Raw genomic sequence first — 16,578 nt, forward strand, 5'->3', positions numbered from 1 at the left:
TTTTGTATCGAAAGCATAGTGGCAGATACAATTATGCTAAGGCGAAATTGATTTGAAGGCTCTTCAAACAAGGAGGAGTACGAATGTCTATCATGTATCAAGCCCTTTTAGTAGATGGGGCTTTAACAAAAAAGGATAAAGCACTAATAATGGTCGGGTTATTTGCAGCTAGACGTGAAGAAAAAGAAATGATGTATTGTGTAGAGCTAGCAGTTGAAGCTGGCAATAGCGTTGTTGAAATTTCGGAGCTTATTGCATCAGCTATTATTTCAAGAGGTATTCCAACTTGGTTGTCTGGTATAGAGGCGATTGCATATGCAATTAGTCTTTCAGATGAAAGTAAAATCCATCTAGTAAGTAAAGATGATGTGGCTACATTTTCTTCACAACAGGAATGTATAAACTACTATCAATCAGAGTTTGAGGTTGTGCCGAATTGGATTCAATATTTAATTGAATATGCACCAGATATATTGTTAAAGTATAGCAATCTTCGTACGACTTCTCTACGTGATGGGGCAGTATCACGTTTGTTAAAGGAATTATTATTATATGCCATTAATGTCTGTGATGCATATGACAAGGGGATTTCTATCCATAAATCAAATGCCTTAGTACTTGGGGCAAATGCTGTTATGTTTGATGAGATCAAAGCTTTGTGTATTTATGCAGTTGGTTTAAAAGCTATTTGGAATGATACTGATAGAAAGGCTTAAAAAGGGGATTTAACCATGAAACGAGTTCTAATCATCGGTGGGGGCTTTATGGGCTCTGCATTAGCAAAATATTTAGAGCAAAATAATGTAAGCGTATTCCTATATGAGCCAGATGTAGAAAGATTGCAACAGTTAAAGGAACAGCCTGAATTGCAAAACATTACTTTACTGCATCAACTTGAAAAAATAGATGGTTTAAATTATGTCATAGAAGCCATTATAGAAAATTTACAGGTCAAACAAACCTTATTCGAACAATTAGATTCATTCTTTTCAAATGATATAACGTTTTGTACCAATACATCGAGTTACCTTATTAGTGATGTTGCTGAAAAAATGGTGCATAAAGAGCGTTTGATAGGAACACATTTCTTTTCACCGGCTCATATTACGCCTTTAGTAGAGGTCATTCCTAGCCCTTATACAGCAATGGAAATAGCAAATGATATAATGCTGTTTTTACAAGGTACTAAGAAAAAACCTGTACTACTAAAACGAGAAATTGAAGGCTTTGTAGCGAATCGTTTACAAAGTGCACTTGCACGAGAGGCAATGTCATTAGTTGAGAGGGGAATCGTTTCTGCGGAGGAGTTAGATTTTATCGCTAAAATGAGCTTAGGTGTTCGCCTAGCAGATACGGGACCACTCGAGCAACGAGATATTAACGGACTAGATACACATTATGCAATTGCCAATTATGTTTATCCAACGTTGGAGAACGGGACAGAACCTCTGATAATCCATCAAGAGAAAATCAATGCTAGACAATTAGGTATGAAAACAGAGCAGGGTTTTTATAATTGGTCATCCATTGATAAACAACAATACTTAGCAAAAAAGGAAAAGACATTGAGGGATATTATTAAGATAATTCAGTAGTAGCCGCTGTGACGATGTTAAAAGTTGAATAGGAGTTGACCTGAAAGTATGGAATACCAAGCATTAGTAAAATGTACATCAAAGAAAAAGGATGTTCAATTTAAAACATATAAAGTTCCTGAATTAAAACACAATGAGTGTTTACTAAAGGTAAATGCAGTTGGAGTATGCGGTAGTGATCTTCATATGTACGATGGCCATGGTGGATATGACTGGGTCAGTTATCCATTAGTACTAGGACATGAAGTCACAGGTGTGATTATGAAAATAGGTGATGATGTTAATCCATCTCTCTTAAATAGACGAGTAGTTGTTAATCCTTATAAGAGCTGTGGTGTTTGTGATTTTTGTAAGAGCGGTGACACGAATTGTTGCGATTTTAATGACTATAAATTTGTAAAAACACCTTCTGAGGCATTGCGTTATGGATTCCGTGAAGATGGCGGTATGGCAGAATATATGGTAGTAGATAGCAATAACATTATTGTTATAGATGATGCAGTATCCGATCAGGTGGCAGCAATCTCAGAAGCATTAGCGGTAAGTTATACCGCAGTGCTAAAGATTCCAGAGTTTGAGAAGAAATCAATACTGGTAGTTGGACCAGGACCGATAGGATTAGGTGTAGCAGCTATATTAGTTGGTTCAGGAAATAAAGCAGTTCATATGCTAGGCGTACTAGCGGATCAAAGCCGTCTACAATTAGCGAAACATATAGGGGTGCAAAAAACGTTTACCTCTTCAAATGATTTAATTCATGATATGTTTTCTGGTTATGATGCGATTATTGATTGTTCGGGTCATCCAACTATCCCGACTGAGGCAATTCGTGTACTCAAGCGAGGTGGACAACTTGTACTAGTAGGTATTAATTCAGTTGAGTTTTCTGTGCCGATGGATCAAATTGTACGTGGTGAGATTATGATTAAAGGAAGCTATGGCATTACACAGGAGAATTACGAAGCTATATTGCAGATGGCAGCAAATCCAAACTTCCCTTTTCAACAACTGGTCACTTGTACAGTGCCATTTAAAGACAGCATACAGGGCTTTGAAAGTGCGTTAAATAAAGTAAGCGGCAAAGTCGTTATTGATTTTAAGGAGGAAAAATAGATGAAAATTGTTGATTTAACTTTAGAAATTTATGACGGCTTAGTTTCATACACATCCCACCCTCCAATTGCTATTCAAGAGGAATCTACATTTGAAAACTCTGGTCATCGTTATATTGAACCATGTGAGGGTTTCGAATCACGCTTTTTACGTATGTCAGACCATAGTGGAACACATATTGATGCACCGATACACTTTATTAGAAACGGTGAGTCGACCGCTGAAATGGACTTAACTAAGACATTCGGCGAAGCTGTCTTATTAGATGTATCATCTATTAAAAAACCATATGAGCCAGTAACGGCAGAATTGTTAAAACATGCAGAAAAAACACAGGGGATTGCTGTAAATCCCGGTGATATTGTCATTGTGCGTACACGAACGGAAAAATGGGGAGAGGGAGACTTTTTTGCAGAGCATGCATTCGCAACCTGTGCAGGTGATTGGTTGCTGGAGAGGCAAGTGAAATGTATTGGTCTAGATTTGGCCAATATTGATGTACATGACAATATGAAACGTGAGGTACATTTAAAGCTGTTAAGTGCACCTATATATATAGTAGAAAACCTAGTAAATCTTGAACAACTACCTTTGCATGAACATTTTACTTTTATGGCGTTACCACTTAAATTAAAAAATGCAACAGCCTCACCAGTAAGAGCTGTCGCATTTCTTAAATAACTAGCATTTTAAAGTCTAGTGAAATAAGAACAATTTCAAAAGATAAATAAAAAGTTCAAAATAGTATGCTGATCATTAGCATACTATTTTTTTATTAAAATCACATCAGACAATGGATAAAACTTTAATTATGGATTTTTTGCGACTGATGAACAAAAAAATATAAAAAAATTAGCAAAAAATACATGTATTCTAAAATAAAGATTTGTTATCATTTTACTTGATAATGATTATCATTATCGTATAATGAGTAATATAGATAATATATAGCATCTTTAGAGAATTTGGAAAATGATGCTTGCATTCATTAAAGAAACTGAAAATAGATAGTAGGGAAAATAAGTTAGCATATTTCATTTATCGAAATGTGTTGTGACACAGAGGAAAGGGTGTTCGTAATTGTTAGAACAAGAATTATTTGATGTAACTATAATTGGCGGTGGTCCAGCGGGTTTATATTCAGCATTTTACAGTGGTTTACGTGAGATGAAAACAAAGCTTATCGAATCACAGCCACAGCTTGGTGGGAAAATTCATGTCTATCCAGAAAAAATGATTTGGGATGTTGGCGGTGTAACACCAATTACAGGAGGACAGTTAATTGAACAATTAATCGAACAGGCAATGACCTTTAATCCTTCTGTATACACAAATGAGAAAGTAACTACCATTTCTAAAAATGAAGAAGGAAATTTCATCATTACTGCCGAATCTGGCAATATTCATTATTCAAAGACAGTAATAGTTGCTATCGGTGGTGGCATTTTAAACCCTCAACGAATAGAGATTGAGGGTGCAGAGCGATTTGAGGTATCCAATTTAAATTATACGATTAAATCCTATGAAAAATTTAAGGATAAGGCTGTTATTATTTCAGGCGGTGGCAATACGGCTGTTGATTGGGCACTGGAATTAATGGAGGTTGCCTCTAAAGTATATTTAACGTATCGCAAGGACACGCTTTCTGCACATGAGGCTCAAATTACTGAGCTATTAACTAGCACAATAGAATGTCATTTTAATTCTGAAATTACGAAGCTTATTGCAGACGATGAAGAAGGCATGATTAAAGCTGTTTCCCTAACAAATTATGAAACAGGGCAAGTAAATGAAGTTCCTATTGATGAAGTTGTCATTAGTCATGGCTATGTAAGAGATAAAGAGCTGTTGGATAATAGTCCATTAGATATTGAGCGAAAAAATGATTACTTTATTGCTGGAACGATTCATAGTGAATCCACTATTCCTGGTCTGTATGCAGCAGGGGATATTTTGCAGCATGATGGTAAAATTCATTTAATTGCAGCTACTTTCCATGACGCACTTCATGCAGTAAATAGTGCGAAAAAATATATTCAACCAGATGCATCAGAGGGCGGTATTGTTTCCTCGCATAATGACATTTTCAAACAACGTAATCGTATGCTCTTAAAGGAAAGCTTAAAACGATAAATGTTTTATTAATAGGCGAGCATACATCATTATTATGATCTTCGGAGCACTAATAGCTATTTAGTGTTCCTTTTTATTTTTTTTAATTTAAGAAAGAAAGGATAAATAAGTAGTGGAAATTCAAGAAGTTATTCATTTATATACAAGGGCACCATTAACATTGATTGATGTCATAACAGAGAAAATATCGTCTGAAACAGTGCTCACAAAATATAAGACAATGAGTCAGGCAGGAGGAGGATTAATGTTCCCGATAAATGGTGAATTTAAAGTAAGAATTGATGGTATAGTTTATGTTTTAGAAAAGGGACATATTATTCATGCTGGTCCCAATTTGCCTATTGAGCGTATTGTTACTAATAATGCAAAACAAGAGTACGCAGTTATCCATTTTAAGCTACCTGATGAGGTAAGGGCAATGTATCCTGTTTATAACAATCATTTTACAATTGAAATTGGCGATAATATAAAGCTGATGAGTATGCTACAGCAATTAATACAAAATTATTTAATGCGTAGTAGTCTGTCATTTCTTCAATCGAAGGCTCTTTTTTTAAATATCTTAGAGGAAATTGTGTTATCAGTAAAATTATTGGACTATCAAGATAAAAAAGAAAAGATGTCGTCTATTATTGAGTATATGCAGGAAAACTATGCAAATAATATGACTGTGCTTGATATTGCTAATCACTTTAATATAGAGCGCCGTAAGCTTACCTACGTATTTGAGAAAAGAATGGGTGTTAGACCAACAACCTATTTAACAGATTTACGCATTCAAAAATCCAAGCTTTTATTAAGAACCACGGATTTATCGCTATCGGAAATCTCTGAAAAGGTGGGGTACACAGACTATTTTTATTTTAGTCGTGTCTTTAAAAAGGTTACGGGTTTATCGCCTACTGAATTTCGTATGTATATGATATAACAAGCATCTGATGAAAATTAATTTTCGTCAGATGTTTTTTGCATAAAAAAACATAGCTTTTACTTTTTTGGACAACCTAAGTTAGAAAAAATAGTATGAGGTGATAGATATGAAAATCGAGAGGTCGTCCGAATGGGAAGATGGCTTCATCAATCGATTAAATCATCTTGAGAAATGGGATAACTGGACATTATATAAGATGAATTATGACATTGTGAAAATGAAATTGATTCCTGAATTTACAGGATTACAGGCAACGAAATATTTACCAAATTTGAAGCCACTGACACATCAATTAGAAGCTGCTAAAACAGTGATTGAACGCATGAATGGGAAAGCGATTCTAGGTGATGAGGTAGGACTTGGTAAAACAATTGAAGCAGGTTTGATTTTAAAGGAATATCTTATTCGGGGACTTGTCAAAAGGGCACTTATATTAGCACCAGCCTCTCTTATAAATCAATGGGTGGAAGAGCTAAATAGTAAGTTTCATATTCCAGCTATCGCCTATAAAAAAAATTGTCCAATAGAGCGCTACGATGTACTTATTATGAGTATGGATACGGCGAAGAAGAGTCCACACAGAGAGCGCATTTATGAGCAGGATTATGACATGATTATTATTGACGAGGCACATAAATTAAAAAATCATAAAACGCAAATATATGAATTTGTACAAAGCTTAAAGAAAAAGTTTTGTCTATTATTAACGGCTACTCCCATTCAAAACGATGTTTTTGAATTATATTATCTTATTTCATTATTAAAGCCTGGTCATCTTGGTAGCTATGAAACATTCCAATCGGCCTTCTCAGCTAGTAAGCATGATTTAGAGCATGATGATTATTTAAAAGAATTAGTGAATCAGGTGATGGTGAGAAATAGGAGGGAAGATACTGGCATTGAATGGACACAACGACAAGTTCAAATTGTGCCTATCCAATTTACGAAGGAAGAGCGGGAAGTATATGATTTGCTCGGAACGCTTCAAAATACTGGTTCGTTCACTAAAATTACGTTACAGAAAGAAATGTGCAGTAGCAAAGAGGCAACAGGGTTAACATTATCGAAAATGCTTGAGGACCACTCGGAGTCATCAAAAATTGAAGGCATTCTGGCAAAATTAATGGCTTTAGAAGTGAATACGAAGGCAGAAAAAACGCTAGAAATTATTGAGCAGGCACAGGGGAAAGTGATTATCTTTACAGAATATAGGGCTTCGCAGCTATATTTGCAGTGGTATTTACATTCTAAGGGAATCACAAGCGTACTATTTAACGGGAAATTTAATAAAAGTAAACGTGATTATATGAAGCATTTATTTAAAGAAAGAGCTCAGGTTCTTATTGCAACAGAGGCAGGTGGTGAGGGGATAAACCTGCAATTCTGTCATCATGTCATTAACTACGATTTACCATGGAATCCTATGAAATTAGAGCAACGTATTGGTCGAGTCCATCGTTTAGGTCAGGAGCATGATGTGCATATTTATAATCTTGCTATCGAAAATACGATTGAAGAAAATATCTTAGCATTATTGCATACGAAAATTGATGTTTTTGAAAAAGTAGTAGGGGATTTAGATGCCATTTTAACAAACTTTAAAGAATCCGTTTAGATGTAGGAGGAAAAGCTATGTATCCACAGCAAGTTCATAGTTATTTACGAGAGTTTTTTACCGAAAATGATTGCACTATTTTGAATGAGGATCGTCATTATCTTACTGTCCAATTAACAGTAGATATTGATAAAAAAATTATGAACAGACCTTTTTATTGGCAATATATTGAGGCGACAAATAGTGAGCCAAATCCTGCACAAATAACATTTATTACAAATCAAACAACATCTGCTGCGAACCTGTATGGCGAGGCTATTCATTTCGGTTCTCCAAGACTCAATCAAGTTTTTCAAGCAACAAGAGAGCTAGGAGCTTATGTGGAGATGTATGAGGAAGTTGATCCGACAATCGGGCAGGCTATCTTAACACCGTGGTTAGGCATAAATTATAAAATATCATATTGCTGTGATCGAACTAAGGAAATGCTCTACTCCTTCGGCATAAATCTCTTAACAGGGGTTATTAAGAAGAATTTTCAAGAAGTCCTCTGTAAAACAGCACTAGATACAGTTCCAGGAGATAATGTTTTTCATGTACAACACATTATTAAGCCGATTCGAGCATTACAAAGACTAAATGAAGCCATTGATGCAATCATAGAACAAGATGACCATTCATGGGCTTCAGAAGCACAAAAGAGGTGGCAGCGTGATCAGCGGGTATTAGATTATTTTTACGAGGATATTGATGACAAGCCAGAATGCTATGATATTGAAAAGAAAGCGTTAGAGGAACAATATGAGACAAAGATTAAAATAGAAATCATTAATGGTGGGTTATTTTATCTATATTGAGCAGGAGCTGTCTAAATAAAAGAGACAGCTCCTTGCTACTTTATTCTTCTTCCACCATGCTTTGGAGCTGTGCTAATTTATTATCCCAGAATAAATCAAAGTACTGCAACCAATCCTCTAGTTCCTTCAGCTTTTCAATATGCAATGTATAAATTTTTTCTCGTCCCTTTTTCTGGGAAGATACGAGCTCAGCTTGCTCTAAAATAGTTAAATGCTTAACGACAGCGGTACGACTGATCGCAAAATTTTCAGCAATTAGTGAGATTGGTTTATTACTTGAGGCAAGCAGCTGTAGGACATGACGTCTTGTCGGATCAGCGATAGCATGAAAGACATCATATTTTACTGCAGGCTGTGTCATTGTGATTCCACAGTTTCTTTTAATTTTTGAGTAACAATCATTGTCCAGCCGCCATCCATATTTTTACGAACAGCTTCAGTAGGTATATTAGCTCTTGGAATAATATGAGATGCCTCTTTCCAACCACCGTGTGTTAACGTAAATTCTGTTTGCTCACCAAGCTCTTTTAGCTCAAATGTAACAAACCAGCCATCTGTATCCCAAGCGAAACGTACAAAATGGGGAGCATTCACTTGCTCCACTTTACATGGTGAAGGACCAAATGGAGATTGGATTGTAAAATCATGTCCTTCAATTGGCTTAAAATCATTTGGCATTAGCCACTTAGATATCTTTTCAGCATTTGTAACTGACTCCCACACCTTTTCAATCGGTGCATTAAGTTTAATCACCTTCACAATATTTTCTAGCTTTTCTGTCATTTTCACATAACTCCTTTTCAAAAATATAACCATAAGGTGTTATGAATATATGACACCTTATGGTTATATGTCAATTGATTTAACTTCTTTCAGCAAATGTTTTTTGTATCGAAAGCATAGCGGCAGATACAGAAGTCTCCCACCTCTATAGGTGGTGAGATGAATACAAATTTAAGCTACTTTTCAGCGGGTGTCCAAACACCCGCTGAAATAGAGGAACTCAGGCTAAGATCTTCACATCCTGTGAAAACGCCTGAGTGACCAACATCGTGCTGCTGACGCTACGTTAGCACTACGCTTTCGCGCAAAAAACATCTGTTGGCCCAAAGCCTCTGGCGGATGTCACGGAATCGGAAAGGAGTTAATAAAGGATGTTAGCCTAAAAACATCGCATCCATGCGATAACGGTTAACTGACCTCTTCATGCAGGCCTAAGCACAAAGCCGATTCCGGACTCAATTATGCCGAGGCATAATATCCTTTTAATATGATTCACATCTTTTTCAAAATGGATTCTTCTATTTTAAATAGCACATGTCAATAATGTTCACGATTTTCAAAGCGCACCGTTGCTTGTGAAATTTTTCTCTATATAAATGACCTTTTCTATAATATTGTCCTTATGGTAGAATTATTTTTATAATTTTCAGACGAAAGAGGAGGGCTTGAAATGGTGAACATATCAGTCTTTTTGATAATGTGTATTTTATTAATTATCTTACCAGGTCCAGATACGGCAATTGCCACGAAAAATACACTTACCGTAAGTAGAAAGGGAGGCTTACAAACCTTACTTGGTTCCTGTTGCGGATTATTAATCCATACTTTTGCAGCGGTGATTGGATTGTCCGCCATTATTGTGAAGTCCGCCTATGTATTTTCCATTTTGAAGTATGTTGGTGCGGTGTATTTATGCTATTTAGGTGTCAAAACATTATGGACTTTACGTACAATCCGCACGCAATCTCCTGTAGCTCAAGATGAAACGCAAATCGATCATAAATACGCACAGCAATCTTGCTTTAAGCAAGGCTTTCTAACAAACGTTACTAATCCTAAGGTGGCCGTATTTTTCCTAACATTTTTACCTCAATTTGTAGATAGCACGAGTGGTACATTCATACCGTTTCTTATAATGGGGCTAATATACACTGCTTTAACAGGAATTTGGTTTGTATTCTATGTTTACTTGTTGGATAAAATTAGCGCATTTATGAAAAAGCCAACTACAAAGGCTGTCATAGAAGGACTAACTGGCATTATTTTAATTGGTTTTGGTATTAAACTAGCATTGGAAAAATCTCATTGAATATAAAGAAAAAGTAGGGTTGCTACAAAATATGTGATGCTAATCGACCTATTTAATATTTTAAAATCAAGTGAAGATTAATACCCTTGTCTTTCCAATATATTTGCATAGCCTGACCAAGCCATATCTCTTCCTCAGACGAAAGGGGCGAGGGGAAGAGTTGTGTATCATGCTCCAATTCAATATCTTCATCTTTTACATTTTCCACAAGCTCAATTGCACCTGGATATAACTCAAGAGATAGGTCAAAATACTGTTCCAATAGCGCCTGAACGTTCGGATTGGCTGGATCCTGACCATATGCTGCCTTCAACTGACTAAAAAGGTCAGCCATTTCCTAATTTAGCTTCTTATGCTTCTCCTCAGGGACTTTAAACATATTTTCAACCATTTCTTTTGGAAAATAATTAGAAGCCATTCTTTCTGTTCCTCTTCCTTATGCATATTGAATAAGCATCATAAAGATATTTGCGTTCATAGTGCCTTGCTCATCCATCATATATATGGCATGATCTAAGGTCCGAATGGCTTGGTGAAGATGTTCCTGTTTTTGAAGCATCTCTTGCTTTTGAAATTCAAGTGACTCTTTTAAATCCCATTCTTTTAAATGGATTAATGCATGAATTTTTTCCAATAGATAGCCTGAAAATTTCAAGGATACAACTTTTTGAAGCTGTATAATATTTCATCTGAGTAAAATCCTCTGCCAGTTGTAGAGATAAAGGATGGCTTTAATAAATCAATTTCATCGTAATAATGCAAAGTTCGAATGGTCATGCCTGTTTTTTTGGCAAACTCTCCAATTGAATATTGAGTGGACATTATTTTACCCTCTTACATGTTACCTATCTTCATTCAGTTGGTGTGTAAACACCTACTGAAATAGCGGAACTCAGTCTAAGAAACGCCACGTCCTGTGGCAACGACTGAGTGACCAACATCATGTTGGCCCAAAGCCTCCAGCGGATGTCACGGATTTTCAAAGGAATGAATTGTGCTCGCACAATTCAAAATCCGGACGTAATTACGCCAAGGCGAAATTGATTGTCAAAGCTAACGTAACGTGAGAAGCAACTATTTTTTAGGTTTTATAATATTGGTGAGCAGAAGGTGTTTAAGGCGCTCTTCTAATACTTTCTTTTTTTCTTGACGTTTTTTTCTAATCTGTATAGTTTTTGATATGATGAGTGCGCTGACAATTATCACAATAATCGTGACGCAAAAAATAAGCATATAATAAATTCCTTTTACTTTTTTCTGGGGATGCTGAAATTGTTAATTCCTACTCACATGGGGTAGCTCATGGCTAACGAAAATTCGATTACTAATAACAAAGGTTAAAAGCATTTTTAAGGAAATGACCTTCTTCATGCCATGTTGTTGAATGACTATTTTAGAAAATTGTAAATTCGCTATTTTGTTAGCTAATGTGTATTCCTCTGCATTTGTGATGGCTACTCCATCAGATCGACTGCCTAAAACAAAATTACCAGCAACAGAATGCTGTAAAACATTTGGATGCTTCGATTGATAGTGTACCTCTACGATGTTATCCTCATTATTCATAAATTGATGAGCTACTAAATAATTTTTCAGAGCCCCTTTTAAATCTATTGCAATAACGGTATCACCTAAGATTGTTCTAAAGTATACATTTACAATTTTGGAGCTGCCGATGAACGGCTTTACTTCAACAGAGATTTCTCCTGAAGGTATTACTGCCAGCTGTACAATTGCTTCACGAATTCCATCTGTTAATGTAATATCGGTTCTACCAAAGCCCATACTTTTGAAAAATAACCGATTGCCTACAATATATCCTACAGCAACATCACTGTTCTCAATTTGCAGCCATTTTGCTTCTAAGCCTAAAACGTCCTCACAATTTTGTAGTTCATAAATGTGGTGCTGAAAAGTTAGTCCAAAATTATGCATATTAACAATTCGATTTTCAAGCAATTGCTTTAACATCTGCTGCATCTCCAATCTTTGATAAATTATGACAAAAATCTTAATTCATTATAGGAAAGTTAACTCTCAAAAAACTCTCAACTTGTCAAATTCCTCGGTATAAAGTATTAGATTTATATAGAATTTCAGTCTGTTTAAATGTTTTGTAGTATCGATAGTATTAGTTATTTGAAGGGTGCAACATTGTAAATTACGCGAATATTAAGCGGTATTCTTCCTCCCTCACATTATAAAAAGGGTTTGTGGAATATGGAGAGAATTTATTATTAAAAAGGGGATACAGCAATCTTTTTATAATAAATTAGAATGAATAGGGAGCTTTCAATATGGAATTAAGAGATTTAAAAGCATTTATGGCGGTTGTTGAACATGGAAGTTTTACAAAGGCCGCAAGTGAATCCTTTGTTTCACAGCCTTCTTTAAGTAAAAGTATAAAAAAATTGGAGGAAACCCTGCGAGTAGAATTGTTAAACCGCTCTACACGCCATGTTGAATTAACTGACGCAGGAAGTATTGTCTATAAACAGGGGCAAAAAATAATGCGCTCGGTACTAGATTTACATATATTATTGGATGATTTATTGAACATTAAGACAGGTGAGATTAAATTAGGCATTCCACCACTGATAGGCACATTATTTTTCCCGGAAATCGCAAGAAAATTTCATTTGCAATATCCAAAGGTACATCTAGAACTTGTGGAACGTGGGGCTAAAATGATTGGTACACTCGTAGAAAATGGTGAAGTTGATATAGGAATCGTTGTATTGCCTACGGACGAAAGGAAATTTTCCGTCCAACCCTTTGTAGAAGATCAATTTTTTGTATTTATTAATGATTCTCATCCACTAGCACGGCAGGAGTATATTCAATTAGAGGATTTAAAAAATGAGACATTTATTATCTTCACGGAGGAATTTACACTACATGATTATGTGATTAATACCTGTAAGACTGTTGGATTTACACCAATCATCGGTTATAAAAGCTCACAATGGGATTTAATTGTAGAGCTTGTATCCTCAGATTTAGGTATCACACTTTTGCCCTATTCAATCGCAGATAAGCAAACAAATAAAAACGTAAAAATTATACCTTTAAAAGATTTTGATATGCCGTGGCGTTTAGGAGTTATTACAAAGAAGAATACATATCAATCTTTTGCATTGAAGCAATTACTAAATAGTATTAGTAGTGAAGAGACAAGTAAAAGATGATTTATGCATTTTAGGAATAAGTAATATTCTAATTAATTCCTTTACTTATAAAATGACATTAGGGTAGAATTTTTCTTAATAAACGAGCAATTTAAGGGGGTTTCGATTATGAGAAACGGGAAAGTGTTGAGTTCGTTTGAGGAAGCTGTGGCAGATATAAAAGATGGGGATACATTAGCAGTGGGAGGCTTCGGGCTATGTGGTATTCCTGAAAAATCTATTGCAGCTTTAGTGCAAAAGGGAATAAAGGACTTAACCGTTGTCAGTAATAACTGTGGTGTTGATAATTGGGGCTTGGGACTTTTACTGGCAAATAAACAAATAAACAAAATGATTGCATCCTATGTAGGTGAAAATAAAATTTTTGAACAGCAATTTTTAAGTGGTGAGCTAGAAGTAGAATTAACACCACAAGGAACATTAGCTGAACGTTTGAGAGCTGGCGGTGCTGGAATTCCTGGCTTTTACACGGCTGCTGGAGTGGGGACGCCAATTGCTGAAGGAAAAGAAGTAAAGGTTTTTGATGGCAAGGAATATATTTTAGAAAAAGGAATTACCGCTGATTTTGCACTTGTCAAAGCGTGGAAGGCAGACAAGCTAGGAAATTTGGTGTTTAGGAAAACATCCCGTAACTTTAATCCATTAGCTGCGATAGCAGGGAAAATTACGATAGCAGAGGTAGAGGAAATCGTTGAAGTAGGCGAATTAGATCCGGATCATATTCATACACCTGGTGTGTTTGTACAACGCGTTTTATTAGGGGAAAATTACGAGAAACGTATTGAGCGTTTGACGGTGAAAAAGGGGGAAGCTTAATGGCTGATACAAGACAAAAAATCGTCAATAGGGCTGTGCAAGAAATACAAAATGGGATGAATGTTAATTTAGGTATTGGTATGCCAACACTTGTTGCCAATGCTATTCCTGCCGATTATGATGTGCTTTTACAATCAGAAAACGGCTTGCTTGGAATTGGACCTTATCCAACGGAGGAAGCAGTTGATCCGGATTTAATAAATGCTGGAAAGGAAACGGTAACAGTTGTACCAGGTGCCTCTTTCTTTGATAGTGCGGAATCATTTGCGATGATTCGTGGAGGACATATTGATCTTGCTATTTTAGGTGGTATGGAAGTATCTGAGACAGGTGACCTTGCAAACTGGATGATTCCAGGGAAAATGGTCAAGGGCATGGGAGGCGCCATGGATCTTGTTGTCGGTGCGAAAAGAGTTATCGTAATAATGGAGCATGTTAATAAAAATGGAGAATCTAAAATTAAAAAGCAATGTGAGCTTCCGTTGACAGGTAAGGGTGTAGTGCATCGATTAATTACAGATCTCGCTGTTTTTGACTTTACAACGGATGGCATGCAGCTTATCGAATTAGCAGAGGGTGTCACTATCGAGGAAGTAAAGGAAAAAACAGCTGCTTCATTCAGCCTTGCATTATAATCAGCGTAACCAGCTCTCTTTTTGAGCTGGTTATACCGGGCTCGAAAAAAATCCGGACGCAATTACGCTGGGGCGTAATTGATTGTCAAGGAGTGGGTTTAGAAAAAATCGGCTCATTTTCGGGACATCGAGGCTACAATGGGATAATGATTGGTCTCCCGAATGCTGCTTATCATTTAGAATTTACAGAGCATATAGAGGGTAGTCCATGTCCAGCGCCAACCAAGGATAATCTACTTGTTCTCTATTTAACAAGTATTGAAACAATACAACAAATAGCGAATCGTTTAATGCAAATGGGATATCCAGAAGTAGAGCCAGAAAATCCATATTGGGCTGAGAAAGGAATCACAATTGAAGATCCCGATGGCTGGCGCCTAGTTTTGATGAATACAGAAGGAATCTAATTAAATTATTAATGGCACGAGCTTTTACATTCATTGTAGGCTCGTTTTTTTATGTAATGCTAAGAATACCTAGTATGGTATATAATACAATAAGACAATAATATGGAGGTTTCATTATGAAGCGAATAAAGACAACAGAAGAGTGGAGAGAAGTTTTACAGCTATCGAGGCATACACCCTGCCTAGTGTTAAAATACAGCATGACTTGCTTTAGTAGCATTTCCGCATTAAAAGAATTTAAAGCACTGGAAACTAGCTTTCCAAAGTATGTAGTCATTGTGCAAAAGGATAGAATGGTATCAAAAATGATCGAGCAGGAACTTGAGGTGAAGCATGAATCCCCCCAGCTTTTAATTTTGCAGGGAGGGAAGGGTGTATGGCAGGCAACCCATTATAAGATAAAGCAATTACTCCTGTCTAAAGCCATTAGTATGTATGTTAAATAAATAAAAAGATACCCTTCATTATACATAGCGGGGTATCTTTTTTGCGGAAAGCTATTTATTGCCCTAAGGCTTCATTTTGATGATAGTGAGAGGCAATCGATTCTAATTCTAGTTGGGAATAGTTCGCCCAGTTGACCTTTCTAAAATCTTCCTCGTTAAAATATATATTTAATACCTCAGTCATGTTTTCTGCACCGCCTGGTTCTGTTAATGGAGCAGACCAAATAATTGCTGGTGTTTTAACACTTTTTAATTTTGAAAGCTCAGCAAATATTTTCGCGGAGTCCTTTAACATTTGACTTTTTGAGCCCTGTTTTACATCTGCATCTTGAATGGATATTGTAACGATTCCCTTTGTATCTTCTACTGTAAATTTACTTTTGACAGTCGCACTCACTATATCTTCAATTGAAGTATTGCTATCAACCGCCGCTTCCTTCGCTTCCTTAGGCGCTGTATTTTTTCCACACGCTGATAATAATAGTGTAGCAAGTAAAAACAAATAAACTAACTTTTTCAATATCATGACCTCCCTTGTTACTACCATATATGTACAAAATGAAGGTGAATTATACAAGATGAAGGAAGGTTATCAATACTTTTTTCACTCTAAGTGGGAAGATAAAGCCTCTGACGGATGTCACGGATTTTGAAGAGGAGTTTTTCGTGCAGGCTCGAAAAAAATCCGGACGCAATTACGCTAGGGCGTAATTGACATGTTGTTGAAATACTATTATGTCAATGAAATCAAGGTGACAAATTAAAAAGTATAGCCCTTTTTCAAAACGAGGGGTTGATCTCCGTTCCGAC

Annotated in this window: 20 protein-coding genes and 1 pseudogene; 14 read left to right on the plus strand and 7 right to left on the minus strand. The window is 36.1% G+C overall.

Going from position 1 to position 16,578, the window contains the following annotated elements; translation table 11 throughout:
* Positions 1–83 precede the first annotated feature (83 nt).
* The 8 genes from ACQKIM_RS10825 to ACQKIM_RS10860 all read left to right on the plus strand — a co-directional run bounded on the left by ACQKIM_RS10825 (position 84) and on the right by ACQKIM_RS10860 (position 8,184).
* A complete protein-coding gene (locus tag ACQKIM_RS10825) occupies positions 84–716 on the plus strand; it encodes a carboxymuconolactone decarboxylase family protein (RefSeq protein WP_427543256.1) in 633 nt (210 codons plus the stop codon).
* Positions 717–731: 15 nt separating this feature from the next.
* Positions 732–1,595 carry a 3-hydroxyacyl-CoA dehydrogenase NAD-binding domain-containing protein gene (locus tag ACQKIM_RS10830; protein ID WP_427543259.1) on the plus strand — a complete coding sequence of 288 codons (864 nt, stop codon included), beginning with the start codon at positions 732–734 and terminating at the stop codon, positions 1,593–1,595.
* Between the two features lie 48 nt (positions 1,596–1,643).
* The gene (locus ACQKIM_RS10835) at positions 1,644–2,708 is read left to right on the plus strand and encodes a zinc-dependent alcohol dehydrogenase (protein WP_427543262.1); all 1,065 of its coding nucleotides are present in this window, start codon (positions 1,644–1,646) and stop codon (positions 2,706–2,708) included.
* Positions 2,709–3,389, plus strand: a complete 681-nt coding sequence (locus ACQKIM_RS10840) for a cyclase family protein (RefSeq protein WP_427543265.1) — start codon at positions 2,709–2,711, stop codon at positions 3,387–3,389.
* Between the two features lie 399 nt (positions 3,390–3,788).
* Positions 3,789–4,841, plus strand: coding sequence for an NAD(P)/FAD-dependent oxidoreductase (locus ACQKIM_RS10845; protein ID WP_427543268.1), 1,053 nt, complete (start codon positions 3,789–3,791; stop codon positions 4,839–4,841).
* 112 nt (positions 4,842–4,953) lie between these two features.
* On the plus strand, positions 4,954–5,769 hold the full coding sequence (locus ACQKIM_RS10850) for a helix-turn-helix transcriptional regulator (protein WP_427543271.1): 816 nt from the start codon (positions 4,954–4,956) through the stop codon (positions 5,767–5,769).
* 109 nt (positions 5,770–5,878) lie between these two features.
* Entirely contained in the window at positions 5,879–7,387 is a 1,509-nt protein-coding gene (locus ACQKIM_RS10855; RefSeq protein ID WP_427543274.1) for a DEAD/DEAH box helicase, read from the plus strand.
* Positions 7,388–7,404: 17 nt separating this feature from the next.
* Positions 7,405–8,184 (plus strand): YqhG family protein, encoded by a 780-nt coding sequence (locus ACQKIM_RS10860; protein ID WP_427543277.1) that lies wholly within the window; start codon positions 7,405–7,407, stop codon positions 8,182–8,184.
* Between the two features lie 40 nt (positions 8,185–8,224).
* Here ACQKIM_RS10860 and ACQKIM_RS10865 read toward each other — a convergent pair whose 3' ends face one another.
* Together ACQKIM_RS10865 and ACQKIM_RS10870 are read right to left on the minus strand one after the other, a co-directional pair.
* Positions 8,225–8,545 (minus strand): ArsR/SmtB family transcription factor, encoded by a 321-nt coding sequence (locus ACQKIM_RS10865; RefSeq protein ID WP_427543280.1) that lies wholly within the window; start codon positions 8,543–8,545, stop codon positions 8,225–8,227.
* Positions 8,542–8,967: an SRPBCC family protein gene (locus ACQKIM_RS10870; RefSeq protein WP_427543283.1), complete on the minus strand. Its 426-nt coding sequence runs from the start codon at positions 8,965–8,967 to the stop codon at positions 8,542–8,544. The genes ACQKIM_RS10865 and ACQKIM_RS10870 overlap by 4 nt, the downstream gene beginning before the upstream one ends.
* Before the next feature lie 670 nt (positions 8,968–9,637).
* Here ACQKIM_RS10870 and ACQKIM_RS10875 point away from each other — a divergent pair.
* On the plus strand, positions 9,638–10,276 hold the full coding sequence (locus tag ACQKIM_RS10875; protein ID WP_427543286.1) for a LysE family translocator: 639 nt from the start codon (positions 9,638–9,640) through the stop codon (positions 10,274–10,276).
* 52 nt (positions 10,277–10,328) lie between these two features.
* Here ACQKIM_RS10875 and ACQKIM_RS10880 read toward each other — a convergent pair whose 3' ends face one another.
* From ACQKIM_RS10880 to ACQKIM_RS10895, 4 genes are all read right to left on the minus strand, one after another.
* Positions 10,329–10,610, minus strand: coding sequence for a hypothetical protein (locus ACQKIM_RS10880; protein ID WP_427543289.1), 282 nt, complete (start codon positions 10,608–10,610; stop codon positions 10,329–10,331).
* Positions 10,611–10,712: 102 nt separating this feature from the next.
* Positions 10,713–10,910: a hypothetical protein gene (locus ACQKIM_RS10885; protein ID WP_427543291.1), complete on the minus strand. Its 198-nt coding sequence runs from the start codon at positions 10,908–10,910 to the stop codon at positions 10,713–10,715.
* A gap of 17 nt (positions 10,911–10,927) precedes the next feature.
* Positions 10,928–11,098, minus strand: a complete 171-nt coding sequence (locus tag ACQKIM_RS10890; RefSeq protein WP_427543294.1) for a MerR family DNA-binding transcriptional regulator — start codon at positions 11,096–11,098, stop codon at positions 10,928–10,930.
* 453 nt (positions 11,099–11,551) lie between these two features.
* Positions 11,552–12,247: a hypothetical protein gene (locus ACQKIM_RS10895; RefSeq protein ID WP_427543296.1), complete on the minus strand. Its 696-nt coding sequence runs from the start codon at positions 12,245–12,247 to the stop codon at positions 11,552–11,554.
* A gap of 326 nt (positions 12,248–12,573) precedes the next feature.
* Between ACQKIM_RS10895 and ACQKIM_RS10900 the strand changes: the two genes are divergently transcribed.
* The 5 genes and pseudogenes from ACQKIM_RS10900 to ytxJ all read left to right on the plus strand — a co-directional run bounded on the left by ACQKIM_RS10900 (position 12,574) and on the right by ytxJ (position 15,768).
* Complete coding sequence (locus ACQKIM_RS10900; RefSeq protein ID WP_427543299.1) at positions 12,574–13,464, plus strand: LysR family transcriptional regulator; 891 nt, start codon at positions 12,574–12,576, stop codon at positions 13,462–13,464.
* Positions 13,465–13,572: 108 nt separating this feature from the next.
* Entirely contained in the window at positions 13,573–14,280 is a 708-nt protein-coding gene (locus tag ACQKIM_RS10905; protein ID WP_427543302.1) for a CoA transferase subunit A, read from the plus strand.
* Positions 14,280–14,915 (plus strand): 3-oxoacid CoA-transferase subunit B, encoded by a 636-nt coding sequence (locus ACQKIM_RS10910; protein WP_427543305.1) that lies wholly within the window; start codon positions 14,280–14,282, stop codon positions 14,913–14,915. Before ACQKIM_RS10905 ends, ACQKIM_RS10910 begins: the two co-directional genes overlap by 1 nt.
* A gap of 86 nt (positions 14,916–15,001) precedes the next feature.
* Positions 15,002–15,322 (plus strand): annotated as a pseudogene (locus ACQKIM_RS10915) (VOC family protein); the annotation flags it as partial.
* A gap of 116 nt (positions 15,323–15,438) precedes the next feature.
* Positions 15,439–15,768, plus strand: a complete 330-nt coding sequence (gene ytxJ, locus ACQKIM_RS10920; protein WP_427543308.1) for a bacillithiol system redox-active protein YtxJ — start codon at positions 15,439–15,441, stop codon at positions 15,766–15,768.
* Between the two features lie 55 nt (positions 15,769–15,823).
* On the opposite strand, the gene ACQKIM_RS10925 is transcribed toward ytxJ, so the two are convergent.
* Positions 15,824–16,294: a hypothetical protein gene (locus ACQKIM_RS10925; RefSeq protein WP_427543310.1), complete on the minus strand. Its 471-nt coding sequence runs from the start codon at positions 16,292–16,294 to the stop codon at positions 15,824–15,826.
* Positions 16,295–16,578 lie beyond the last annotated feature (284 nt).

This window comes from Lysinibacillus sp. NPDC047702, assembly GCF_050272555.1.
Taxonomy (GTDB): domain Bacteria; phylum Bacillota; class Bacilli; order Bacillales_A; family Planococcaceae; genus Lysinibacillus.